We start from the raw sequence: 22430 nt of genomic DNA, 5'->3' as shown, positions 1-22430 counted from the left end.
AACTTTTCTGTTGGAAGATTCGGATGAAGGCCGGGGCTTTCGCCTGGCCCGCGTCGGCACGGCGTTACAGGTAGCTGCGCAGATTCGCCGAGGGCGAGAAAAGCGACGCGCGGTCGGATCGGTTAAGGGCGGCCGCGTGGCCGCCCGTAACGCTTAGCGGGTCTGACGCAGACGCACGGCCACGTCCGGCTGGTCGATGAACAGCCCGTCGATACCGGCGTCGAGGAAGGCGCGGATCTCCGCCTCGACGTCGCCGCGGGCCTGGGGTTGGTCGCTGCTGCGCAGGCTGGTCGGCAGGAAGGCGTTCTCGGCGCGGAAGGTGTACGGGTGCACCTTGAGGCCAGCGGCGTGGGCGTCGGCGACGAAGCGGGTCGGCGCACCGAGGTTGCCGCCGGCGTCGCGCGGGATGATGTAGCCCTTCTCCGGGCCGACGCCGCTGGCGTAGCGGGCAATGGCCTTGAGGCCCGCCGGCGTGGCCATCTGCGCGTAGGTCAGCTGGCTGCCGCGCACCTGCTGGTCGAAGGGCTGACCGGAGCCGAACAGCTGCACCAGGCGCAGGCGGGTGAGGCCGCTCAGCGTCTTGAGGTTGTCCACCTCGAACGACTGGATGTACACCGGCGCCTGCCGGCCGACGTAGCCGTTGCGCGCGAGAATACGTACCAGCGGCTTCTCCATCGCCAGGCCGAGCTGCCGGAAGTGGGTCGGATGCTTGGTTTCCGGGTACAGGCCGATGCGCCGCCCCTGGCTGAGTTGCAGCGTCTTCACCAGATCGATGATCTCTTGCAGCGTCGGAATCTCCAGGCCGCCGTCGAGGCGGGCGTTGCCCGGACGGATCTCTGGTATGCGCTCGATGGCGCGCAGGGTCTTGAGTTCGGCGAGAGTGAAGTCCTCGCTGAACCAGCCGGTGAGCGCCACGCCATCGACCTGCTGGGTGCGCTTACGCGTGGCGAACTCGGGGCGCTGGGAAACATCGGTGGTCAGGCCCAGCTCGTTGTCGTGGCGGGCGACCAGCTGGCCGTCGAGGGTCATCACCAGGTCCGGCTCGATGTAGTCGGCGCCTTGCAGCACCGCCAGCGCATAGGCGGCCAGGGTGTGTTCGGGCACATAGCCGCTGGCACCGCGGTGGGCGATCACCAGCGGTGCCGGTTCGGCGCGTTCGGCATGGTGTTGTGCCTGACGGTCGTCCGGCGCGGCGACGCCGGCGAGCGGCAGCAGCAGGCCGCAGGCGGCCAGCCAGGGGCGAAGGGAAACAATGGTGCGTGCCATGGGTGGCATCTCCTCGGGATGGGAAACCCCAGGCTGCGCGACGCGAATGACCGTAGCTTGACGCTTCGCGGTCGCGCCTGTTGCAGCACCATGAAACCGACAAACGGTTGGCGCTGCAGCGCGCCGGGGCGCTCTGCTATGCTCGCCGCCATGAATCAGACCCGCCTGCCCCTCGCCATGATCGCCGCATTCGCGCACAACCGCGTGATCGGTCTCGACAACCGCATGCCCTGGCACCTGCCCGCCGATCTCAAGCATTTCAAGGCCATGACCCTCGGCAAGCCGATCATCATGGGCCGCAAGACCTGGGATTCGCTCGGTCGGCCGCTGCCGGGACGGCTCAATCTGGTGGTCAGCCGCCAGACGGATCTGCAGCTCGATGGCGCGGAGACTTTCACCGAACTCGAGGCCGCGCTGGTGCGTGCCGAGCAGTGGGCGCGCGAGCAGGGCGCCGACGAACTGATGCTGATCGGCGGCGCGCAGCTCTACGCGCAGGCGCTGGGCCGGGCGCAGCGGCTCTACCTCACCCGCATCGATGCGCAGCCGGAGGGCGATGCCTTCTTCCCGGCATTCGACGAGAACCAATGGCAATGCGTCGACAGCCAGGCCCATCCGGCCGAAGGCGAGGCGCCGGCCTACCGCTTCGAGACCTGGGCGCGGCGCTGACTTTCGGGCTCGCTTGATCGGCGCCAAGGTCCTCGGCCGGCCCAGCTTCTATCCTTGCGCAGCCATCATTGCGAGACCATCCGATGCAGACCCGCGAATCCGACGTACCGCCAGCCGGGCGCGTATCGGCGATCTTCGTTCGCCACCCGCTCTGGGAAGATGCCCTGGCGCTGCTCACCGGCACGGCGCTGGTCGCCCTCGGCATCGCCTTCTACGCCCACGCCGGGCTGCTCACCGGCGGCACGGTAGGGCTGGCCTTCCTGCTCAAATACCTGGCCGACTGGTCGTTCGGCCCGGCGTTCTTTTTGCTCAACCTGCCGTTCTACGCCCTGGCAATCTGGCGCATGGGCTGGAAATTCACCCTGCGCACGGTCTGTGCGGTGGCGCTGGTGTCGCTGTTCGCCGAGCTGACCCCGCAGTGGGTGCGCTTCGCCGAGCTGAATCTGGTCTACGCCGCGGTGTTCGGCGGCTTCGCGATGGGTGTCGGCCTGCTCATCTTGTTCCGTCATCGCGCCAGCCTGGGCGGGGTGAATATCCTTGCGCTGTTCCTGCAGGAACGCTTCGGCCTGCGCGCCGGCAAGGTGCAGATGGTCATCGATGCGCTGATCGTGCTGGCGGCGGTGTTCGTCGTCGCGCCGGAGCGGGTGCTGCTGTCGGTGCTGGGCGCGGTGGCGCTGAATCTGGTGCTGGCGATCAACCACCGCGCCGGTCGCTACATGGGCGTCAGCTGAGGCTGATGAGCTCGACCTGCGCTTGGCCGCCGTCCAGCTCCAGCACGGCGAGGCTGATCGGCAGGCTGAAGCGTCTCGGCCCGGCGCTGCCCGGGTTGACGTAGAGCACGCCGTCGCGCCGCTCGACCTTCGGCTGGTGCGAGTGGCCGGCGATCACCACATCGATACCGGCGGCGACGGGGTCGCGATCCAGCTGCTTGAGGTCGTGCAGCACGTGGAGGGCGAGCCCGGCGATGCGCAAGTCCAGTCGTTCCGGCAGGGCCAGCGCCCAGTCGCCGTGGTCGACGTTGCCGCGAATCGCCGCCAGCGGCGCAATCGCGCGCAGCCCGTCGAGCACCTCCGGTTTGCCGATATCACCGGCGTGGATGATCTGCGCGCAACCCTGCAATGCCGCCAGCGCTTCGGGGCGGAGCAGGCCGTGGGTGTCGGCGATCAGGCCGATGCGCATTGCAGTGCTCCTCGCGGTCGGGCGGATCAGGGTAGCAGCTCGCCCGGCCGGCGGCGTTCCGGCCTTGCCGAGCGGGCCTCAGCGCTGCTCGCTCTGCGGTGTCACCCGCAGCACTTCCTCGAGGGTGGTGAGGCCGGCGGCGACTTTCTGTGCGCCGGACAGGCGCAGACTGCGCATGCCGTCCTTGAAGGCCTGGCGGCGCAGGGCGACGAGGTCGGTGTCGGCGGTGATCAGCGGCTTGATCGCATCGTTGAGCAGCATGATTTCGTAGACGCCGGCGCGCCCACGGTAACCGGTGTCGCGGCATTCCAGGCAGCCCACTGCCTGCTGCGCATGGGTGGGCAGCGGCGCGTTCCACGGTTTGGTCAGCGCGGCCCAGTCGTCGGCGTCCAGCTGCACCGGCGTCCTGCAGTGCGGGCAGAGCGTGCGCACCAGACGCTGGGCCATCACGCCGAGCACGGTGGCCTTGAGCAGATAGTGCGGCACGCCGAGTTCGAGCAGGCGGCTGATGGCGCTGGGCGCGTCGTTGGTGTGCAGCGTGGAGAGCACCAGGTGCCCGGTGAGCGCGGCCTGGATGGCCATCTCGGCGGTTTCCAGGTCGCGGATCTCGCCGACCATGATGATGTCCGGGTCCTGGCGCATCAGCGCACGCACGCCGCTGGCGAAGGTCAGGTCGATGTTGTGCTGCACCTGCATCTGGTTGAAGGCGCCCTCGATCATCTCGATCGGGTCCTCGATGGTGCAGACGTTCACCTCGGGCGTCGCCAACTGCTTGAGCGTGGTGTAGAGCGTGGTGGTCTTGCCCGAGCCGGTCGGCCCGGTGACCAGAATGATGCCGTTGGGCTGGCAGGTCATGCTTTGCCAGCGGCGCAGGTCGTCGGCGGAAAAGCCCAGCTGGTCGAAGCCCTTGAGCAGCACCTCGGGGTCGAAGATGCGCATCACCATCTTCTCGCCGAAGGCGGTCGGCAGCGTCGACAGGCGCAGCTCCACCTCACCGCCATCCGGGGTCTTGGTCTTGACCCGGCCATCCTGCGGCTTGCGCTTCTCGGCGACGTTCATCCGCCCGAGCGTCTTCAGGCGGCTGACCACTGCCATCGTCACCTGTGGCGGGAACTGGTAGACGTTGTGCAGCACGCCGTCGATGCGAAAGCGCACGGTGCCCTGCTCGCGCCGCGGTTCGATGTGAATGTCGCTGGCGCGTTGCTGGAAAGCGTACTGGAACAGCCAGTCGACGATGTTGACGATGTGCGAGTCGTTGGCGTCCGGTTCCTGGTCGCTGGCGCCGAGGTTGAGCAGCTGCTCGAAGTTGCCGACGCCGCTGATCTTCTGGTCCGTGGCGGTGGCGCCGCTGACCGACTTGGCCAGGCGGTAGAACTCCACGGTGAAGCGCTGGATGTCTGCCGGGTTGGCCACCACGCGCGTGATCGGGCGCTTGAGCACGTGCGTGAGGTTGGCTTCCCAGCCTTTGACGAAGGGCTGGGCGCTGGCGATGGTCACGCTATGACCGTCTACCGCCACGGCGAGAATCTTGTGGCGCTGAGCGAAGGCGTAGGACATCAGCGGGGTGACGGCGGCGACGTCGATCTTCAGCGGGTCGATGCGCAGGTAAGCCTGGCCGGCCAGCTCCGCCAGCCAGGCGGTGAGGGTTTCCAGGTCGAGCTTCTTGCCGGCGCGCTGGCGGTCGTCGAGATGCTGCGCGGCGAGAAATTCCAGCGGATGCTGCTGGTTGTTCACCGCGCTGCGGCGTACCGCCAGGCACTGCTCGGCGCTTTCCTGGTCGACGCGACCCTGGGCGACCAGCTCGCGCAGCAGGTCGTTGAGGTCGAGCGGTCGGTCGGCGAGGGACGGGGCGAAGGCGGACATGAAAAGCGACTCCTGGGCAAAGGCAGCGGCGGGCCGTGGGCCGACTCCGCTTCGGCGGCGCAGGGTCGGTGGCGCCGTTGGCGCCGGCCCGACCCGCGCTGCGCAGCTTACTTCTCGAGCAGTTTCCAGGCCTTGAGCGTCCACACAATATGCGCCTGCTCGGCACGCAGCTGGCGGGCCTCATCGGTCAGCGGCTGGCGTGCCAGCTCATGGAGCTTGGCCAGTTCGCCATACAGACGATCGGTTTCCGGCAGTTCCAGCAGCACGCCGCGGGCCAGGTGCAGCCAGACCAGCAGGCGCTCCATGCGCGGGCTCTGCTCGACCAGGTCTTCGGGCTGGCGCTGGTAGCGCGGCAATTGCAGCGCCTTGGCTTCCTCGGCGAGCAGGTGCATCAGCCACTTGCCCAGCTCGGCAGCGCCTTGGCGATCGCCCCGTGCATTGCGGCCGACGGTCCAGCCGCGCTGCAGCAGCCATTGCGAGGCCTTCAGCGAGAACAGGCCCCAGCGAGTGCGGCCGAGTTCGGCGGCGAATTCTGCCGGTGCGGCCTGGCGGATCGCCTCGTCATCCTGGCCGGCTTCCAGGCGCGGGCGCCAGTCGCCGATCAAGGCATCGAGCAGCTCGCGCAGCTCGCGGCTGCTGGCGCGCGGCGCGGCCTGGCCGAGGCTGCCGAGCAGCGCGCGCAGCTCGATCAGTTGCGCCAGCCAGTCGTTCAGCAGCTTCCAGTGACCATTGAAGCGGTATTGCTCGGCCAGCCGCTGGCTGTTGCCGAGCAGCTGCCAGCCGAGCGCGGGCACCGCGTCGTCCAGCGGCATGCTGGCGTCCAGCACCGGTGCCGGCAGATTGAGGCCATAGCCTTCGGCATCGTAGAGACGGTAGCCGCGCTCGGCCTTGCTGATGTCGCAGGGCATCAGCGGCAGGTCGGCGGCCAGTTCGATGGCCAGCTCCAGCAGCGCTTCGGGCTCGCCCTGGCGCAGTTCCAGCTCCAGCTCGCAGATTTCCTCGGCGCGCTTGCCGGCCTTGACCTGGCCGAGGTCGAGCGCGGCCTCGATGACCACCTTGGCCTTGCCGCGGCCCCAGGCGATCTCGGCCTTCTCGCGGACGAAGTCGGTGCTGAAGATGGGCTTGAGGGTCTTCTTGTCCAGCTCGGCCAGTTCGGCCGGCCAGCAGTCGTCGGTGAGCTTCTTCAGGTCCAGCTTGGCCTTGTCCAGGTGCCAATCCCACTCGTTACGCTCGGACAGCCCGGCAACGCTCTGGCCGCGGCTCTTGAGCGTCTGGATGACCTGCTCGCCGTCGCGGCGCAGGCGCAGGGCGACCCGGGCGCGCGCGAGGGCGCGGTCGGCGCTGTCGTAGTACTGGTTGAGCAGCTCGTGGCTCGCCCAGCCGCTCTTGTTGCGCTTCTTCAGCAGCGGGTGCTCGCGCAGGGCCAGCAGCGTTTCACGGCTGGCGCGCAGCTTGATTTCGGTTTCCTTGGCCATCTTCGACTCGCAATAGGGTGGATTCGGGTGCCGCTGCCAATGGCAGAGGGGACCGAAGTCCCCTCTTTGTAGCACGCACGGGCGGCCGGGTCAGACGAACAGCTTGGTCCCCAGCCAGAACAGGCCGGCGGAAAGCGCGATGGTGGCCGGCAATGTCAGTACCCAGGCCATCAGGATCGTGCGGATGGTGTTGATCTGCAGCCCGCTGTTGTTGGCGACCATGGTACCGGCGACGCCGGAGGAGAGGATGTGCGTGGTGGAAACCGGCAGGCTGTAGAGGTTGGCCATGCCGATGGCGAACACCGCGGTGACCTGCGCGCACATGCCCTGGGCGTAGGTCATGCCCTGCTTGCCGATCTTCTCGCCGACGGTGCGCACCACGCGCCGCCAGCCGACCATGGTGCCGAGGCCGAGCGCCAGGGCGACGGCGAGGATCACGCCGAACGGCGCGTATTCGGTGGTGGCGGTGAGGTCCTTGCGCAGCTTGTCGAGGTCGGCCTGCTCGCGCTTCGGGATGCCCTTCAGCTTGCCGACCTTCTTCGCCGTGTCGTCCAGGCAGAGCAGGTAGCGGCGCACCTCGATGCGGCGTTCGGCCGGCATGTCGCGGTAGTTCGTGATTCCGTCCAGGCTGCCCAGCAGTGCATCGATGGTTGGCTCGGTGAGCTGCGGGTCGCAACGGAAGTGGCGGGGCAGCTCGGTCTGGCCGTTCTTGCCGAGCGCCAGGTAGTCCTGCAGCGCGTCGTGGTTGCGCGCATAGAACTGCTGCAGGTGGACGGCGGCGTGACGGGTCCGTTCGATCTCGTAGCCGGTGCTGGTCTGGTCGAGCACGAACTTGGCCGGGACGATGCCGATCAGCACCAGCATGATCAGGCCGATGCCTTTCTGGCCGTCGTTGGAACCATGCACGAAGCTCATGGCCATGGCCGAGACGATCAGCACCAGGCGGTTCCAGAACGGCGGGTGCTTCTTGCCCTTGTGCTGCGAGCGGATGTGCGGGGTGTCGTGCATCTTGTTGACCGGGAAGCGCTTGCGCAGCAGCCACAGCAGCAGCGCGCCGATCAGGAAACCCGCCAGCGGCGAGAAGATCAGCGACAGGCCGATATCGATGGCCTTCTTCCAGTTGACCCCGTCGGCCACCGAGATATCGGTGAGCATGGCATTGGCCAGCCCGACGCCGAGGATCGAGCCGATCAATGTGTGCGAGCTGGAGGCCGGGATGCCGAAGTACCAGGTGCCGAGGTTCCAGGCGATGGCCGCGGTGAGCAGGGCGAACACCATCACCAGGCCGCGCCCTGTGTCGACATTGATCAGCAGTTCCACCGGCAGCAGGTGGACGATGGCGTAGGCGACCCCGACGCCGCCGAGCAGGACGCCGAGAAAGTTGAAGATGCCGGAGAAGACCACTGCCAGATGCGGCGGCATCGCATTGGTATAGATCACCGTCGCCACCGCGTTGGCGGTGTCGTGGAAGCCGTTGATGAACTCGAAACTGAGGACGAAGAGCAGGGCGAGGACGAGGCTGGCTGCGACCCAGAAGTCGAGTCCGCTGAAGAGATCGAACATGAAAGTGTCCGCGGGGGGTCTTTGGAGGCGCGGGATTATGCCAGAAGGTTCACATCATGGCCTTTTGGATATGTAACCGACGCCCGGCACCCGGCTCGGCCAAGGTTTTTCCGCCAGGCGGTCACATTAGTTTTATAATTGCGGCTTCCTTACCGAAAGGCGCTGTCTATGCCAATCAATCCGTTTGTCAGTCTCTTCGGCCGTTCGCCCATCGGCCCGATGCAGCAGCACATGGCCAAATCCCACGAATGCGCGGCGAACCTGGTGCCGTTCTTCCAGGCGGTGATGGCGCAGGACTGGGAACGCGTCGAACAGATCCAGCAGGAAATGGTTCAGCTGGAGAATGAGGCCGACAAACTGAAGAAGAGCGTCCGCCAGCACCTGCCCAAGAGCCTGTTCCTGCCGGTACCGCGCTCGGACCTACTCGATCTGTTGAGCGTGCAGGACAAGATTGCCAACCGGGCCAAGGACATCGCCGGCCTGATGCTCGGCCGCTGCATGAACATTCCCGCGCAGCTGCAGCCGCAGATGCTGGCTTATGTGCAGCGTTGCGTTGACGCCAGCACCCAGGCGCTCAAAGCGCTCAAGGAACTCGACGCCCTGCTGGAAACCGGCTTCAGCGGCCGCGAAGCCGTACTCGTGGAAAAAATGGTCGAGGAGCTCGAAGACATCGAGCGCGACACCGACCGCATGCAGGTTGCCGTGCGGCGCGCCCTGTATCAGCTGGAAAAGGACCTTCCGCCCGTGGATGTGATCTTCCTCTACAAGATCATCGAATGGGTCGGCGACATCGCCGACCGTGCCGAACGTGTCGGCAACCGACTGGAACAATTGCTGGCGCGCTGAGCGCCAGCATCCTTTCTGGCTTCAACAGGTAATCCTTATGTCTCTTCTCTCGGAATACGGTTTCGTACTCCTCGTGCTCGCCTGCATGTTCGGTTTTTTCATGGCCTGGGGCGTGGGCGCCAATGACGTGGCCAATGCGATGGGCACCTCGGTCGGCTCCAAGGCACTGACCATCCGCCAGGCGATCTTCATCGCCATGATCTTCGAATTCTGCGGCGCCTACCTGGCCGGTGGCGAAGTGACCGAGACGATCAAGAACGGCATCGTCGATGCGGAGATCATCACGCCGGACCTGATGGTGCTGGGCATGATGTCGGCGCTGCTGGCCGCCGGCACCTGGCTGCTGATCGCGACCTCGCGCGGCTGGCCGGTATCGACCACGCACTCGATCGTCGGCGCGGTGATCGGTTTCGCCGCCGTCGGCATCTCGATGGATGCCGTGCAGTGGGGCGCGATCGGCCCGATCGTCGCCAGCTGGGTGATCACCCCGTTCCTTTCCGGGCTGGTGGCCTTCGGCCTGTTCATGAGCGTGCAGCGGCTGATCATGGATACCGACGAACCGTTCCGTAACGCCAAGCGCTATGTACCGCTGTACATGTTCGCCACCGGCTTCATGGTCGCGCTGATGACCGTGACCAAGGGCCTCAAGCATGTCGGGCTGCACCTCTCCGGCGCGCAGGGCCTGCTGCTGGCGGTGGCCATCGGACTGCTGGTGATGTTCGCCGGCATCGCGCTGCTGTCGCGCATCAAGGTCGACGCGGAAGCGGATCGCACCTTCCACTTCGCCAGCGTGGAGAAGGTGTTCGCCGTACTGATGGTGTTCACCGCCTGCTCGATGGCCTTCGCCCACGGCGCCAACGACGTGGCCAACGCAGTCGGTCCGCTGGCGGCCATCGTCGGCGTGATCGAGTCCGGCGGTGCCAGCGACATCGCCGCCAAGTCCGCCGTGCCGGGCTGGGTGCTGCTGCTCGGCGCGCTGGGGATCGTTATCGGTCTGGCCACCTACGGCTACAAGGTGATCGCCACCGTCGGCAAGGAAATCACCGAGCTGACGCCTAGCCGCGGTTTTGCCGCCGAGCTGGCGACAGCGTCCACCGTGGTCGGCGCTTCGGCCATCGGCCTGCCGGTATCCACCACCCATACGCTGGTCGGCGCGGTGCTCGGCATCGGCATCGCGCGCGGCATCGGCGCGCTGAATCTGGGCGTGATCGGCAAGATCTTCGTTTCCTGGATCGTCACGCTGCCGGCCGGTGCACTGCTGTCGATCGTGTTCTTCAGCATCCTGCAGGGCCTGTTCGGCTGATTGCGGCGCCGCCCGCTGGTCGCTGGGCGGCGCGATTTCGGCATCGCGACGGGTTTCATGCTTCACTGCACGCGTCGTCCGCCATGCCGAGGAGCCGTCCGTGCCCATCCCCTCTCTCAAGGAGCAGTTCGCCGCGCTGATCGCCGCGCCGTCGGTGAGCTGCACTCAGCCCGGCTGGGACCAGAGCAACCGCGCCGTGATCGAGCTGCTGGCCGGCTGGCTCGGTGAGCTGGGCTTCGCCTGCGAGACCCCCGAAATTGCCCCCGGCAAGTTCAACCTGCTGGCCGTCTACGGCTCCGGCCCGGGCGGCCTGGTGCTGGCCGGACACAGCGATACCGTGCCCTACGATGCCGGGCTGTGGACGTCCGACCCGCTGCGCCTGCGCGAGGCCGACGACCGCTGGTACGGGCTGGGCAGCTGCGACATGAAGGGCTTCTTCGCACTGGTAATCGAGGCGGTGCGTACGCTGCTCGAACAACCGTTCCGCCAGCCCCTGCTGATTCTCGCCACTTGCGACGAGGAAAGCTCGATGTCCGGCGCCCGCGCGCTGGCGGCGGCCGGCCAGCCGCTCGGGCGGGCTGCGCTGATCGGCGAGCCCACCGGCCTGCGCCCGGTGCGGCTGCACAAGGGCATCATGATGGAGCGCCTGGACATCCTCGGGCAGAGCGGCCATTCGTCCAATCCGGCCTACGGCCACAGCGCGCTGGAGGCCATGCACGCGGCGATGGGCGAGCTGCTGGCGCTGCGCCGCGAGTGGCAGGCCGAGTTCAACAATCCGCTGTTCGACGTGCCCGGGCCGACGCTCAATCTCGGCTGTATCCACGGCGGCGACAATCCCAACCGCATTTGCGGCCAGTGCGCGCTGGAATTTGACCTGCGTCCGCTGCCGGGCATGGACCCGGCAAAGTTGCGCACGGCGATCCGCCAGCGCCTGCAGCCGCTGGCCGAGCAGCATCGGGTGAGCATCGAGCTGGCGCCGATCTTCCCCAGCGTGCCGGCCTTCGAGCAGGCCGCCGACAGCGAGCTGGTACAGCTTGCCGAACGCCTCACCGGTCACGCCGCCCACGCGGTGGCGTTCGCCACCGAAGCGCCTTATCTTCAGCAGCTCGGCTGCCAGACGCTGATCCTCGGGCCAGGCGACATCGCCTGCGCGCATCAGCCGGACGAGTATCTTGAGCTGGCGCGTATCGAGCCGACCGTGCAGCTGCTGCGGCGGATGATCGCCCACTACTGTCTGCAACCGGCGCGGGCCTGACGCCGCGCCTCTTCGTCAATCCCACGGGTTCATCCATGCACGACTACGTCACCTGGCTTCGCGACTCCTCGCCCTACATCAATTCGCACCGCGACCGCACCTTCGTCGTCATGCTGCCGGGCGACGGCCTGGAGCATGCCAACTTCGCCAACATCGTCCACGACCTGGTGCTGCTGCACAGCCTTGGCGTGCGCCTGGTGCTGGCGTTCGGCTCGCGGCCGCAGATCGAGGCGCGACTGGCGGCGCGCGGCATCGAGCCGCGCTATCACCGCGACCTGCGCATCACCGATGCGGCGACGCTGGAATGCGTGATCGATGCGGTCGGACAGATGCGCATCGCGCTGGAAGCGCGGCTGTCGATGGACATGGCCGCCTCGCCGATGCAGGGCGCGCGGCTGCGCGTGGCCAGCGGCAATTTTGTCACCGCGCGACCGATTGGCGTGCTTGACGGTGTCGACCTGCACCACACCGGTGAGGTGCGGCGCATCGACCGCAAGGGCATCGGCCGCCTGCTCGACGAGCGCACCATCGTGCTGCTGTCGCCGCTGGGCTACTCGCCGACCGGGGAGATCTTCAACCTGGCCTGCGAGGACGTCGCCACCCGCGCCGCCATCGACCTGCAGGCTGACAAGCTGGTGCTCTACGGTGCCGAGACCGGGTTGCTCGACGAGAGCGGCAGGCTGGTGCGCGAGCTGCGCCCGCAGCAGATTCCGGCCTACGTCGAACGCCTCGGCAGCCAGTACCAGGCCGAGCTGCTCGACGCCGCCGCGCAGGCCTGCCGCGGCGGTGTGCGGCGCAGCCACGTGGTCAGCTACGCCGACGACGGCGCGCTGCTCAACGAGCTGTTCACCCGCGACGGTGCCGGCACCCTGGTCACTCAGGAGCAGTTCGAGCAGCTGCGCGAGGCGACCATCGAGGACGTCGGTGGGCTGATTGACCTGATCACCCCGCTGGAGGAACAGGGCATCCTCGTGCGCCGCTCGCGCGAGGTGCTGGAGCGCGAGGTCGAGCAGTTCAGCATCGTCGAGCGCGACGGGCTGATCATCGCGTGCGCGGCGCTCTATCCGATCGCCGATTCGGACGCCGGCGAGCTGGCCTGTCTGGCGGTCAACCCGGAATACCGCCACGGCGGGCGCGGCGACGAACTGCTCGAACGCATCGAGGAGCGTGCGCGCAAGCTCGGACTGAAGAAGCTCATCGTGCTCACCACGCGCACCGCGCACTGGTTCCGCGAGCGTGGCTTCGAGCCGATCGGCGTCGAGCACCTGCCGGCGGCGCGCGCCTCGCTGTACAACTTCCAGCGCAACTCGAAGATCTTCGAAAAGGCGCTCTGAGGCGCTGGCGGCGGGCAGCGCGCCCGCCGCAGACAATGCTCAGGCGTCGAGGCTGCGCTGGTAATCGGCGACGAAACTGTCGAAATCCAGGCGATCGGCCGCTTCCATCGCGGTCTGCTGTTCCAGCGATTGCCGCGCCGCAGTTTCGAAACCGGCCATCACCTCGGCGGGCAGTGGCTCTGCGCGGAAATGCCCGGCATGGAGGAGCGTCTGGCGCATGGCGAACCGGCTGAAGCTCTCGCCGCTGCGGCGCAGCTCGTCGAGCACCCGTGCCGACGGGGTCAGGCGGCTGTCGGCGACCTTGGCCCGCTGTTCGGCGAGCGCCTCGGCATGCCGCGCGTCGCCGTGGCTGCGGTCGAGCAGGGCGGCGACACGGCCAATGCCGTCGAGCAGCTCGCCGGCCCAGACGGTGAGGGGCAGGTTCTCGCCGCGGCGGCGCAGTTCCAGGCCGGGGCGCCGGCCCTCCTTGACCACCTTGAGGAAGTTGTCGGTGGCGGTGCCGCATTCGCCTTCGGCCAGACAGGGGCTGTCATCCAGCGCGCAGAACAGCAGGAAGGCATCGAGGAAGCGTGCCTCGCCGAGGTCGATACCCAGCGGCAGGAACGGATTGATGTCCAGGCAGCGCACTTCGATGTACTGGATGCCGCGCGCCCGCAGCGCCTGCAACGGCCGCTCGCCGACCGCAGTGACGCGCTTGGGGCGGATATTGGAGTAGTACTCGTTTTCGATCTGCAGCACGTTGGTGTTGAGCTGCTGCCAGTTGCCGGCGGCGTCCTTGGTGCCCAGCGCCACGTAGGGTGCATATGGCGTGGAGACCGCGTGATAGAGGCTTTCGGTATAGCTTGGCAGGTCGTCGTAGCAGGGCGTCAGGCCGGCCTGGGCGTTGTTCTGGTAGCCCAGGTCGCTCATGCGCAGGCTGGTCGCCCAGGGCAGGTAGAGCGTGTGCTCATCGAGCTGTTCGAGCTGATGCGCGCGGCCGCGCAGGAAGCCGACATCCAGCGCCGGCGAGGCGCCGAACAGGTACATCAGCAGCCAGCTGTAGCGACGGAAGTTGCGGATCAGGCTGATGTAGCGGCTGGAGCGATAATCCTGCGCGCTGCGCTGATCACCGTCGTCGGCCTGCAGCACCGCCCACAGTTGCTCGGGCAGCGAGAAGTTGTAGTGAATGCCGGCGATGCACTGCATGGTCTTGCCGTAGCGCAGCGCCAGGCCCTGGCGGTAGACGTGCTTGAGCCGGCCGACGTTGGAGCTGCCGTATTCGGCGATGGGAATGTCCGCCTCGTCCGGCAGCGGACAGGGCATCGACGGGCTCCAGAGGAACTCGCCGTCGAGCTTGGCATAGGTGAACCGGTGGATGGTCTCCAGCTCGGCCAGCGTATTGCGCGGGTCCTGGTCGGTGCCGGTGATGAATTCCAGCAGCGCCTCGGAATAGTCGGTGGTGATCTGCGGGTGCGTCAGCGCCGAGCCAAGGGCACGCGGATGCGCGGTGTGGGCCAGCTGGCCGTTCGCATCGACGCGCAGGCATTCGCGCTCGATCCCGTGCAGGCATTGGCTGAGCAGCGGCAGGTTGGTTTGCTCGGCCAGCAGTGCCAGACGATGAGAGAGAAGATCGCTCAACTTGTGGATTCCTTCACGCGACAGTCGGCCCAATATGGGGACGCAAACGCCGCTGCACAAGAGCGGCGTTTGCGTGCGGACACGATGGGCGCGGCGTTACAGGCAGGCGAAGGTGGCCTGCGCCTTGGCGATCAGCTTGTCGCCCTGGTGGACCTCGGCTTCGAGCACCTGGGTGCGCCGGCCGCCATGCACCACCCACGCCCGGCAGCGTAGCTCGCCGTCGGTGACCGGGCGGATGTAGTTGACCTTGCATTCCAGCGTCACGCTGTTCGGCGAGCCGTCGCCGAGGCTGTGGCTGGCCTGGCCCATGGCGGTGTCGATCAGCGAGAACAGCGCGCCGCCGTGCAGCTTGCCGTGCAGGTTGCGCAGACCGTCGTGCATGGTCAGGCCGAGCACGGCCTCGCCATTACCGACCTGGTGGATTTCCAGGCCGAGCAGACGGCCGAAGGCGCTGGAGTTGCCCACCGCCTCGACTTGCATGCTCATGCTTATTTCCTCAGCTGCTTGGCGTTGGCGAACAGCGCGGCCATCGCCGCGTTGGCCGGCGCGGGCTTGTCTTCCCGTGCGTGGCGTTCGCTGCGCGGGGCGTTGCCGCGTGGCTTGCTGCCGCCGCGCGGGCCGTCGGTCTTCTCGCCTGGGGTATCGCTCATGCGCATGGACAGGCCGACGCGCTGGCGCGGGATGTCCACTTCCATGACCTTGACCTTGACGATGTCACCGGCCTTGACCACCTCATACGGGTCCTTGACGAACTTCTCGGAGAGCGCCGACACGTGCACCAGGCCGTCCTGATGCACGCCGATGTCGACGAAGGCGCCGAAGTTGGTCACGTTGGTCACTACGCCCTCCAGCACCATGCCGGGCTTGAGATCGGCCAGCGTCTCGACGCCGTCCTGGAACTCGGCGGTCTTGAACTCCGGGCGCGGGTCGCGGCCCGGCTTGTCCAGTTCGCTGAGGATGTCGGTGACGGTCGGCAGGCCGAAGGTTTCGTCGGTGAACTTCGCCGGGTCCAGGCGCTTGAGGAACGCCGAATCGCCGATCAGTGAGCGGATGTCGCGGCCGGTGTCGGCGGCGATGCGCTTGACCAGCGGGTAGGTTTCCGGGTGCACCGCGGAGGCGTCCAGCGGGTTGTCACCGTTCATCACGCGCAGGAAGCCGGCGGCCTGCTCGAAGGTCTTGTCGCCCAGGCGCGGCACCTTCTTCAGCTCGCTGCGCGACTTGAACGCACCGTTGGCATCGCGGTAGGCGACGATGTTCTGCGCCAGGGTGCCGTTGAGCCCGGAGATGCGCGCCAGCAGGGCGGCGGAAGCGGTATTCACGTCGACGCCGACGGCGTTCACGCAATCCTCCACCACCGCATCCAGCGAGCGCGCCAGCTTGAGCTGGGACACGTCGTGCTGGTACTGGCCGACGCCGATGGATTTCGGGTCGATCTTCACCAGCTCGGCCAGCGGATCCTGCAGGCGGCGGGCGATGGACACGGCACCGCGCAGGGACACGTCCAGATCGGGGAATTCCCGGGCCGCCAGTTCCGAGGCCGAATACACCGAGGCGCCGGCTTCGCTGACCATGATCTTGGTGAGCTTGAGACCGGGTACTTTCTTGATCAGCTCGCCGGCCAGCTTGTCCGACTCGCGGCTGGCGGTGCCATTGCCGATGGCGATCAGGTCGACCGCGTGCTTGGCGCACAGCTTGGCGAGGATCGCCAGGGTGCCGTCCCAGTCGTTGCGCGGTGCGTGCGGGTAGACGGTGGCGGTTTCCAGCAGCTTGCCGGTGGCGTCGACCACCGCGACCTTGCAGCCGGTGCGCAGGCCCGGGTCGAGCGCCAGCGTCGCGCGCGGGCCGGCCGGGGCGGCGAGCAGCAGGTCGTGCAGGTTGCGGGCGAACACCGAGATCGCCTCGTCCTCGGCCTTGTCGCGCAGCTCACCGAGCAGATCGGTTTCCAGATGGGTGTAGAGCTTGACCTTCCAGGTCCAGCGCACCACTTCGCCCAACCACTTGTCGGCGGCGCGACCGCGGTTGGCGATGCCGAAGCGCTCGCCGATCATGCCTTCGCCCGGGTGCATGCTGCCGGGCGTTTCGTCACCGACCTTGAGGCTGACGCTGAGGATGCCTTCGTTGCGGCCGCGGAAGATCGCCAGCGCGCGGTGCGACGGGGTGTTCTTCAGCACCTCGTCGTGTTCGAAATAGTCGCTGAACTTGGCGCCTTCGCTTTCCTTGCCCGGCACCACGCGGGCGCTGAGGGTGGCGTTGTGCTTGAGGAACTCGCGCAGCTTGGCCAGCAGGTCGGCATCTTCGGCGAAGCGCTCCATGAGGATGTACTTGGCGCCTTCGAGCACGGCTTTCACATCGGCAAAGCCCTTCTCGGCGTCGACGAAGCGCTCGGCTTCTTGCTCTGGCGTAAGGTCCGGGTTGCCGAACAGCGCATCGGCCAGTTCGCCGAGACCGGCTTCCAGGGCGATCTGGCCCTTGGTGCGGCGTTTCTGCTTGTAGGGCAGGTAGAGGTCTTCGAGGCGGGTCTTGGTGTCGGCGAGGTCGATCTCGCGCTTGAGCTCGGGAGTCAGCTTGCCCTGTTCCTCGATGCTGGCGAGGATCGAGACGCGACGCTCGTCCAGCTCGCGCAGGTAGCGCAGGCGCTCCTCCAGATTGCGCAGCTGGGTATCGTCGAGGCTGCCGGTGACTTCCTTGCGGTAACGGGCGATGAAGGGCACGGTGGAGCCCTCGTCGAGCAGCGCGACGGCGGCGGCTACTTGTTGCGGGCGCACGCCCAGCTCGTTGGCGATACGGGAGTTAATGCTGTCCATGAAGCTACCTGGGTCAGTCGAACCATGCAGGCCGGGCCTGCGCGAAAGCGCGGGAGTATAAAGGCAGCGGCCGGCTTGCTGCGGCGCTGCGGATGAAAAAGCACCGCGCGCCGACGACCGCTTCGCCCGCAAAATCTGCTAACAATGGCTGACGAATGCCTCTTCATCCGCAGGCGCATAATGCGCCGTCGATAAATCCGGGAGTTCCCATGAGCAGCACTGCGTCCGCCAACGAAGGTGAAAAGATCCTCATCGTCGATGATGACGCCCGTCTGCGACGCCTGCTCGAGCGCTTTCTCGACGAGCAGGGCTACCGCGTGCGGACCGTGGAGAACACCGAGCAGATGGACCGCCTGCTCAGCCGCGAGCTGTTCCAGCTGGTGGTGCTCGATCTGATGATGCCCGGCGAGGATGGTCTGTCGGCCTGCCAGCGCCTGCGCGAGAGCAACAACCAGATTCCGATCATCATGCTCACCGCCAAGGGCGACGAGGCCAGCCGCATCCAGGGTCTGGAGCAGGGCGCCGACGATTACCTGGCCAAGCCGTTCAATCCGCGCGAGCTGCTGGCGCGCATCCGCGCCGTGCTGCGCCGGCAGACGCCGCAGGTGCCGGGCGCGCCGGGCAGCGAGGAGGAGATCGTCACCTTCGGCGATTACCAGCTGTCGCTGGCGACCCGCGAGCTGACGCGCGGCGATCAGGTGCACATGCTCACCACCGGCGAGTTCGCCGTGCTCAAGGCGCTGGTGCAGCACGCCCGCGAGCCGCTGACACGCGACAAGCTGATGAACCTCGCCCGTGGTCGCGAGTGGGACGCGCTGGAGCGATCCATTGACGTGCAGATCTCGCGCCTGCGCCGGCTGATCGAACCCGATCCGTCCAAGCCGCGCTACATCCAGACCGTGTGGGGCGTGGGCTACGTGTTCGTGCCGGACGGCAACAAGTGACATTCGCGCTTCACGCAGGCGGCAGGCGGCAGGTGACGCGGGCGGCCTGCGCGTCCACTGGCAGCGCGCGGCGCGAGGCTCGTCGCGGGTGAAAGCGCCGCTGTGGTTCCCGCAAAGCTTCTTCGCCCGCACCCTGTGGATGGTGCTGGTGGTGGTGCTGTTCTCCAAGGTGCTGACGCTGTTCTACCTGATGGCCAACGAGGACGTGCTGGTGGACCGCCAGTACAGCCACGGCGCGGCGCTGACGCTGCGAGCCTACTGGGCGGCGGACGCTGCCGACCGCGCACGCATCGGTCGCGCCGCCGGTCTGCAGACGGTGCCGGAGCTGCAGGTACCGCGCGGCGAATACCACTGGCCCTACACCGACATCTTCCAGCGGCAGATGCGCGCCGAGCTGGGCGCCGAGACCGAGGTACGGGTGCGTATCCAGCCGTCCACCGCGATCTGGGTGCGCGCGCCGGAGCTCGGCGCGGACTGGGTGCGGGTGCCGCTGTATGCCTATCCGCTACGCGGCCAGCGCATCTGGAGCGTGCTCGGCTGGTTCCTCGGCATCGGTTTGCTGTCGACGGCGGCGGCGTGGATCTTCGTCAACCAGCTCAATCTGCCGCTCAAGCGGCTGGTCTACGCCGCGCGGCAGATCGGCAAGGGTCGCAGCGTGCGCCTGCCGATCGGCGATACGCCGAGCGAGATGACCGAGGTGTATCGCGCGTTCAACCAGATGGCCGAGGACGTCGAGCAGGCCGGGCGCGAGCGCGAGCTGATGCTCGCCGGGGTGTCGCATGACCTGCGAACGCCGCTGACGCGCCTGCGCCTGTCGCTGGAGCTGATGGCTGGCGACGACGAGCTGACCGAGGACATGATCCGCGACGTCGAGGACATGGACGCGATTCTCGACCAGTTCCTCGCCTTCGTCCGTGACGGCAGCGACGAGCCGGTGGAGAAACTCGACCTGGGCGAGCTGATTCGCGAGGTGGTGGCACCATACAACCAGCATGAGGAGTCGGTGCGCCTGTGCGTCGAGCCGATGCCGGAGCTGGCGCTGCGCCGCGTGTCGATCAAGCGCCTGCTGGTCAACCTGATCGAGAATGCCCGGCGCTACGGCGGCGAAGGCGTGGAGGTCGCCGCCTCGGTAACCGGTGACAGCAATGCGCCATACGTGGTGCTCAGTGTGCTCGACCGCGGCCCGGGCATCGCGCCCAGCGAGCTGGAAGGCATCTTCAACCCATTCATCCGCGGCGACCGCGCGCGCGGTGGCAAGGGCTCCGGCCTGGGGCTGGCGATCGTCAAGCGCATCGCCAACCAGCACGGCGGCATCGTCGAGCTGCGCAACCGCGAGGGGGGCGGCCTGGAGGCGCGGGTCAGTCTGCCGCTGGGGCTGCTGCTGCCGAGGGATGCGATAAGGGCCTGACGCGAACGCGGCGCTGCGGTCGGCGCGCGGCGTTCAGCCCTTGCCCTTGGTGCGCGTCAGGTGCGGTCCGCCGTTCTTCTCCAGGTATTCGATGATCAGCCCGGCGACGTCCTTGCCGGTGGTTTCCTCGATGCCGGCCAGGCCCGGCGAGGAGTTGACCTCCATCACCAGCGGGCCGTGATTAGAGCGCAGGATGTCGACGCCGGCCACGTTCAGGCCCATCACCTTGGCGGCGCGGATCGCGGTCATGCGTTCTTCCGGGGTGATCTTGATCAGACTGGCGGTGCCGCCACGATGCAGGTTGGAGCGGAATTCGCCGGGCTTGGCCTGGCGCTTCATCGAGGCGATCACCTTGTCGCCGACGACGAAGCAGCGGATGTCCGCGCCGCCGGCCTCCTTGATGTACTCCTGCACCATGATGTCCTGCTTGAGGCCCATGAACGCCTCGATCACCGATTCGGCGGCCTTCTCGGTCTCGCACAGCACCACGCCGATGCCCTGGGTGCCCTCGAGCACTTTGATCACCAGCGGCGCGCCGTTGACCATCTGGATCAGGTCGGGGATGTCGTCGGGCGAGTGGGCGAAGCCGGTCACCGGCAGGCCGACGCCGCGCCGCGACAGCAGCTGCAGCGCGCGCAGCTTGTCGCGCGAGCGGGCGATGGCCACCGATTCGTTGAGCGGAAACACGCCCTGCATCTCGAACTGGCGCAGCACCGCGCAGCCGTAGAAGGTCACCGAGGCGCCGATGCGCGGGATCACCGCGTCGAAACCCTCCAGCGGCTTGCCACGGTAATGAATCTGCGGCTTGTGGCTGGCGATGTTCATGTAGGCGCGCAGGGTGTCGATCACCACCACCTCATGGCCACGCTGCTGGCCGGCTTCGACCAGGCGGTGGGTGGAATACAGGCGCGGATTGCGCGACAGCACGGCGATTTTCATTGGGCACCGGGGGAAGTGAGAACCTGGGGTTTGTCCTGGATATAGGAGCGCGACGGGTCGATCAGCCATTGCCCGTCGACCAGCGCCTTGGAGCCGAGCAGCAGGCGGTAGCGCATGGTCTTGCGGCAGGTCAGGGTGAATTCGACCGGCCAGACATGGTCGCCGAGCGCCAGCAGGGTGCGCACCACGTAGCGTGTCTGCACCTGACCGTTGGAGCTCTTGATCGTCTTGTGCGCCACCAGCGGCGCCTCGCAGCGATGGCGCCGCTGTACCAGCGTGCCCAGATGCGCGGTGAAACGCACCCAAGGCCTGCCGTCGCGCTCGAATTCGCTGATCTCGGTGGCGTGCAGCGCCGAGGTGCTGGCGCCGGTATCGATCTTCGCGCGCAGGCCGACCACGCCCAGGTCGGGCAGGGCGACCCATTCGCGCAGGCCGATCAGCGTGTGGGGATCGAGACAGTTCAAGCGTGGCATCCGTGAGATTTGCGGGCATTCTAGTCGTCGTGCATGACAACTGCACACGGCTGAGACCACAAGGCGAAACGCAGGTTGAACATGAGCGAAAAAGACGACGACAAGGTGCGCCTGGACAAGTGGCTGTGGGCCGCGCGCTTCTTCAAGACCCGCGCGCTGGCCAAGGAAGCCATCGAGGGCGGCAAGGTGCACTGTCGCGGCGAGCGCTGCAAGCCGAGCAAGGAACCGCGGGTCGGCGACGAGCTGGTGATCCGCATCGGTTTCGACGAGCGCACGGTGATTATCCGCGAGCTGTCGGCGGTGCGCCGGGGCGCGCCGCAGGCCCAGCTGCTCTACGAGGAAACCGCCGACAGCCTGGCGCGCCGCGAAGAAGCAGCGGCGCAGCGCAAGGCCGGCGCGCTCGGCGTGCAGACCGACGGCCGACCGAGCAAGAAGCAGCGTCGGCAGATCGAGCTACTGCGCGCATTCAAGGGCTGAGCGGCAGGGAACGGCCGACTCCACGACCGGTCCACCGAATCGACGGCGGGTGCCTCGGGGTGCCGGGGCTTCGTGTAAAATGCACGACTTTTTCCGCGGCCACCTTGCGAGCATCCGGCATGTCCGACCAGACCCAACGCTTTCTCTTCGACGACAACGACGTGCGCGGCGAAACCGCCACGCTCGCCGAAAGCTACCAGCACGTGCTGGCTAAGCACGCCTACCCTGAGCCGGTCGCCCAGCTGCTCGGCGAGCTGCTGGCTGCCGCGGCGCTGCTGGTCGGCACGCTGAAGTTCGACGGCCTGCTGTCGCTGCAGGCGCGCTCCGAAGGGCCGGTGCCGCTGCTGATGGTCGAATGCTCCAGCGACCGCGAGGTGCGCGGTATCGCCCGTTACCATGCCGAGCAGATCGCGCCGGACGCAACCCTGCGCGAGCTGATGCCCGAAGGCATGTTGGCGATCACCGTCGATCCGGCCAAGGGCCAGCGCTACCAGGGCATCGTCGGCTTGGAAGGCGTCGACCTGGCCGCGTGCCTGTCGGAATACTTCGCCGCCTCCGAGCAACTGCCGACCCGTTTCTGGCTCGCCGCCGACAGCCGCCGCGCTTGCGGCCTGCTGCTGCAGCAGTTGCCCGCCGACCGCATTCACGATCCGGAAGAGCGCGAAGCCAGCTGGCAGCACCTGCGCACCCTGGCCGATACGCTCAGCGCCGAGGAACTGCTGGGGCTGGATACCGAGACGGTGCTGCATCGGCTCTACCACGAGGAACCGCTGCGGCTGTTCGAGGCGCAGCCGATCCGCTTCTGCTGCAGTTGCTCGCGCGAGCGCTCGGCCAATGCGCTGGTCAGCCTGGGCCAGCACGATTCCGAACAGCTGCTGCAGGAGCAGGGCGGCACCATCACCGTGGATTGCCAGTTCTGCAACGAACGGTACGTCTTCGATGCCGCCGACATCGGCCAGCTGTTCGCCGGTGGTGGCACCCAGCCGGCCTCGGATACCCGTCACTGATGGCGCGATGC

Annotated in this window: 20 protein-coding genes; 10 read left to right on the top strand and 10 right to left on the bottom strand. The window is 67.2% G+C overall.

The window, feature by feature from the left end; translation table 11 throughout:
- Positions 1 to 153: 153 nt before the first annotated feature.
- Entirely contained in the window at positions 154 to 1266 is a 1113-nt protein-coding gene (locus HU825_RS03845) for a glycerophosphodiester phosphodiesterase (protein WP_234302946.1), read from the bottom strand.
- A gap of 150 nt (positions 1267 to 1416) precedes the next feature.
- Between HU825_RS03845 and HU825_RS03840 the strand changes: the two genes are divergently transcribed.
- Positions 1417 to 1932 carry a dihydrofolate reductase gene (locus HU825_RS03840; protein WP_234302945.1) on the top strand — a complete coding sequence of 172 codons (516 nt, stop codon included), beginning with the start codon at positions 1417 to 1419 and terminating at the stop codon, positions 1930 to 1932.
- A gap of 83 nt (positions 1933 to 2015) precedes the next feature.
- Positions 2016 to 2663: a YitT family protein gene (locus HU825_RS03835; protein ID WP_234302944.1), complete on the top strand. Its 648-nt coding sequence runs from the start codon at positions 2016 to 2018 to the stop codon at positions 2661 to 2663.
- On the opposite strand, the gene HU825_RS03830 is transcribed toward HU825_RS03835, so the two are convergent.
- The 4 genes from HU825_RS03830 to HU825_RS03815 all read right to left on the bottom strand — a co-directional run bounded on the left by HU825_RS03830 (position 2656) and on the right by HU825_RS03815 (position 8012).
- Entirely contained in the window at positions 2656 to 3111 is a 456-nt protein-coding gene (locus HU825_RS03830; protein WP_234302943.1) for a metallophosphoesterase family protein, read from the bottom strand. The genes HU825_RS03835 and HU825_RS03830 overlap by 8 nt on opposite strands.
- Before the next feature lie 78 nt (positions 3112 to 3189).
- Complete coding sequence (locus HU825_RS03825; RefSeq protein ID WP_234302942.1) at positions 3190 to 4974, bottom strand: type IV pilus assembly ATPase TfpB; 1785 nt, start codon at positions 4972 to 4974, stop codon at positions 3190 to 3192.
- A gap of 107 nt (positions 4975 to 5081) precedes the next feature.
- Entirely contained in the window at positions 5082 to 6449 is a 1368-nt protein-coding gene (locus HU825_RS03820) for a CYTH domain-containing protein (RefSeq protein ID WP_234302941.1), read from the bottom strand.
- A gap of 90 nt (positions 6450 to 6539) precedes the next feature.
- The gene (locus HU825_RS03815) at positions 6540 to 8012 is read right to left on the bottom strand and encodes an inorganic phosphate transporter (RefSeq protein WP_043295320.1); all 1473 of its coding nucleotides are present in this window, start codon (positions 8010 to 8012) and stop codon (positions 6540 to 6542) included.
- Positions 8013 to 8180: 168 nt separating this feature from the next.
- Between HU825_RS03815 and HU825_RS03810 the strand changes: the two genes are divergently transcribed.
- The 4 genes from HU825_RS03810 (at position 8181) to argA (ending at position 12750) form a co-directional block, all read left to right on the top strand.
- Positions 8181 to 8858: a TIGR00153 family protein gene (locus HU825_RS03810; RefSeq protein WP_043295322.1), complete on the top strand. Its 678-nt coding sequence runs from the start codon at positions 8181 to 8183 to the stop codon at positions 8856 to 8858.
- A 37-nt stretch (positions 8859 to 8895) separates the two neighbouring features.
- A complete protein-coding gene (locus HU825_RS03805) occupies positions 8896 to 10161 on the top strand; it encodes an inorganic phosphate transporter (RefSeq protein WP_234302940.1) in 1266 nt (421 codons plus the stop codon).
- A 100-nt stretch (positions 10162 to 10261) separates the two neighbouring features.
- The gene (argE, locus tag HU825_RS03800) at positions 10262 to 11416 is read left to right on the top strand and encodes an acetylornithine deacetylase (RefSeq protein WP_234302939.1); all 1155 of its coding nucleotides are present in this window, start codon (positions 10262 to 10264) and stop codon (positions 11414 to 11416) included.
- Positions 11417 to 11451: 35 nt separating this feature from the next.
- A complete protein-coding gene (argA, locus tag HU825_RS03795) occupies positions 11452 to 12750 on the top strand; it encodes an amino-acid N-acetyltransferase (protein WP_008569410.1) in 1299 nt (432 codons plus the stop codon).
- A gap of 39 nt (positions 12751 to 12789) precedes the next feature.
- On the opposite strand, the gene gshA is transcribed toward argA, so the two are convergent.
- The 3 genes from gshA to HU825_RS03780 form a co-directional block, all read right to left on the bottom strand.
- Entirely contained in the window at positions 12790 to 14367 is a 1578-nt protein-coding gene (gene gshA / locus HU825_RS03790; RefSeq protein WP_043295327.1) for a glutamate--cysteine ligase, read from the bottom strand.
- A 96-nt stretch (positions 14368 to 14463) separates the two neighbouring features.
- The gene (locus tag HU825_RS03785) at positions 14464 to 14853 is read right to left on the bottom strand and encodes a PaaI family thioesterase (protein WP_008569412.1); all 390 of its coding nucleotides are present in this window, start codon (positions 14851 to 14853) and stop codon (positions 14464 to 14466) included.
- 2 nt (positions 14854 to 14855) lie between these two features.
- Positions 14856 to 17171: a Tex family protein gene (locus HU825_RS03780; protein WP_043295329.1), complete on the bottom strand. Its 2316-nt coding sequence runs from the start codon at positions 17169 to 17171 to the stop codon at positions 14856 to 14858.
- 209 nt (positions 17172 to 17380) lie between these two features.
- Between HU825_RS03780 and ompR the strand changes: the two genes are divergently transcribed.
- Positions 17381 to 18115, top strand: coding sequence for an osmolarity response regulator transcription factor OmpR (ompR, locus tag HU825_RS03775; RefSeq protein WP_043295331.1), 735 nt, complete (start codon positions 17381 to 17383; stop codon positions 18113 to 18115).
- An 88-nt stretch (positions 18116 to 18203) separates the two neighbouring features.
- A complete protein-coding gene (locus tag HU825_RS03770; protein WP_043295332.1) occupies positions 18204 to 19523 on the top strand; it encodes an ATP-binding protein in 1320 nt (439 codons plus the stop codon).
- A 33-nt stretch (positions 19524 to 19556) separates the two neighbouring features.
- Here HU825_RS03770 and rimK read toward each other — a convergent pair whose 3' ends face one another.
- Both rimK and HU825_RS03760 read right to left on the bottom strand, forming a co-directional pair.
- Positions 19557 to 20462 carry a 30S ribosomal protein S6--L-glutamate ligase gene (gene rimK, locus HU825_RS03765; protein WP_008569430.1) on the bottom strand — a complete coding sequence of 302 codons (906 nt, stop codon included), beginning with the start codon at positions 20460 to 20462 and terminating at the stop codon, positions 19557 to 19559.
- A complete protein-coding gene (locus HU825_RS03760; protein ID WP_431978461.1) occupies positions 20459 to 20860 on the bottom strand; it encodes a retropepsin-like aspartic endopeptidase RimB in 402 nt (133 codons plus the stop codon). The genes rimK and HU825_RS03760 overlap by 4 nt, the downstream gene beginning before the upstream one ends.
- A 156-nt stretch (positions 20861 to 21016) precedes the next feature.
- On the opposite strand from HU825_RS03760, the gene HU825_RS03755 reads away from it, so the two are divergent.
- Together HU825_RS03755 and hslO are read left to right on the top strand one after the other, a co-directional pair.
- On the top strand, positions 21017 to 21412 hold the full coding sequence (locus tag HU825_RS03755) for an RNA-binding S4 domain-containing protein (RefSeq protein ID WP_234302937.1): 396 nt from the start codon (positions 21017 to 21019) through the stop codon (positions 21410 to 21412).
- Between the two features lie 119 nt (positions 21413 to 21531).
- Positions 21532 to 22419 carry an Hsp33 family molecular chaperone HslO gene (hslO, locus tag HU825_RS03750; RefSeq protein ID WP_234302936.1) on the top strand — a complete coding sequence of 296 codons (888 nt, stop codon included), beginning with the start codon at positions 21532 to 21534 and terminating at the stop codon, positions 22417 to 22419.
- Positions 22420 to 22430 lie beyond the last annotated feature (11 nt).

It is taken from the genome of Pseudomonas phenolilytica (assembly GCF_021432765.1).
GTDB lineage: Bacteria > Pseudomonadota > Gammaproteobacteria > Pseudomonadales > Pseudomonadaceae > Stutzerimonas > Stutzerimonas phenolilytica.
This window is presented reverse-complemented; position numbering and strand designations above follow the sequence as displayed.

Coding starts and splice junctions, on each gene's coding strand:
- HU825_RS03840 (WP_234302945.1), top strand. CDS start 1,417: ATGAATCAGACCCGCCTGCCCCTCGCCATGATCGCCGCATTCGCGCAC.
- HU825_RS03815 (WP_043295320.1), bottom strand. CDS start 8,012: ATGTTCGATCTCTTCAGCGGACTCGACTTCTGGGTCGCAGCCAGCCTC.
- HU825_RS03845 (WP_234302946.1), bottom strand. CDS start 1,266: ATGGCACGCACCATTGTTTCCCTTCGCCCCTGGCTGGCCGCCTGCGGC.
- HU825_RS03820 (WP_234302941.1), bottom strand. CDS start 6,449: ATGGCCAAGGAAACCGAAATCAAGCTGCGCGCCAGCCGTGAAACGCTG.
- HU825_RS03805 (WP_234302940.1), top strand. CDS start 8,896: ATGTCTCTTCTCTCGGAATACGGTTTCGTACTCCTCGTGCTCGCCTGC.
- HU825_RS03835 (WP_234302944.1), top strand. CDS start 2,016: ATGCAGACCCGCGAATCCGACGTACCGCCAGCCGGGCGCGTATCGGCG.
- HU825_RS03830 (WP_234302943.1), bottom strand. CDS start 3,111: ATGCGCATCGGCCTGATCGCCGACACCCACGGCCTGCTCCGCCCCGAA.
- HU825_RS03825 (WP_234302942.1), bottom strand. CDS start 4,974: ATGTCCGCCTTCGCCCCGTCCCTCGCCGACCGACCGCTCGACCTCAAC.
- rimK (WP_008569430.1), bottom strand. CDS start 20,462: ATGAAAATCGCCGTGCTGTCGCGCAATCCGCGCCTGTATTCCACCCAC.
- HU825_RS03785 (WP_008569412.1), bottom strand. CDS start 14,853: ATGAGCATGCAAGTCGAGGCGGTGGGCAACTCCAGCGCCTTCGGCCGT.
- HU825_RS03780 (WP_043295329.1), bottom strand. CDS start 17,171: ATGGACAGCATTAACTCCCGTATCGCCAACGAGCTGGGCGTGCGCCCG.
- ompR (WP_043295331.1), top strand. CDS start 17,381: ATGAGCAGCACTGCGTCCGCCAACGAAGGTGAAAAGATCCTCATCGTC.
- hslO (WP_234302936.1), top strand. CDS start 21,532: ATGTCCGACCAGACCCAACGCTTTCTCTTCGACGACAACGACGTGCGC.
- HU825_RS03755 (WP_234302937.1), top strand. CDS start 21,017: ATGAGCGAAAAAGACGACGACAAGGTGCGCCTGGACAAGTGGCTGTGG.
- argA (WP_008569410.1), top strand. CDS start 11,452: ATGCACGACTACGTCACCTGGCTTCGCGACTCCTCGCCCTACATCAAT.
- HU825_RS03810 (WP_043295322.1), top strand. CDS start 8,181: ATGCCAATCAATCCGTTTGTCAGTCTCTTCGGCCGTTCGCCCATCGGC.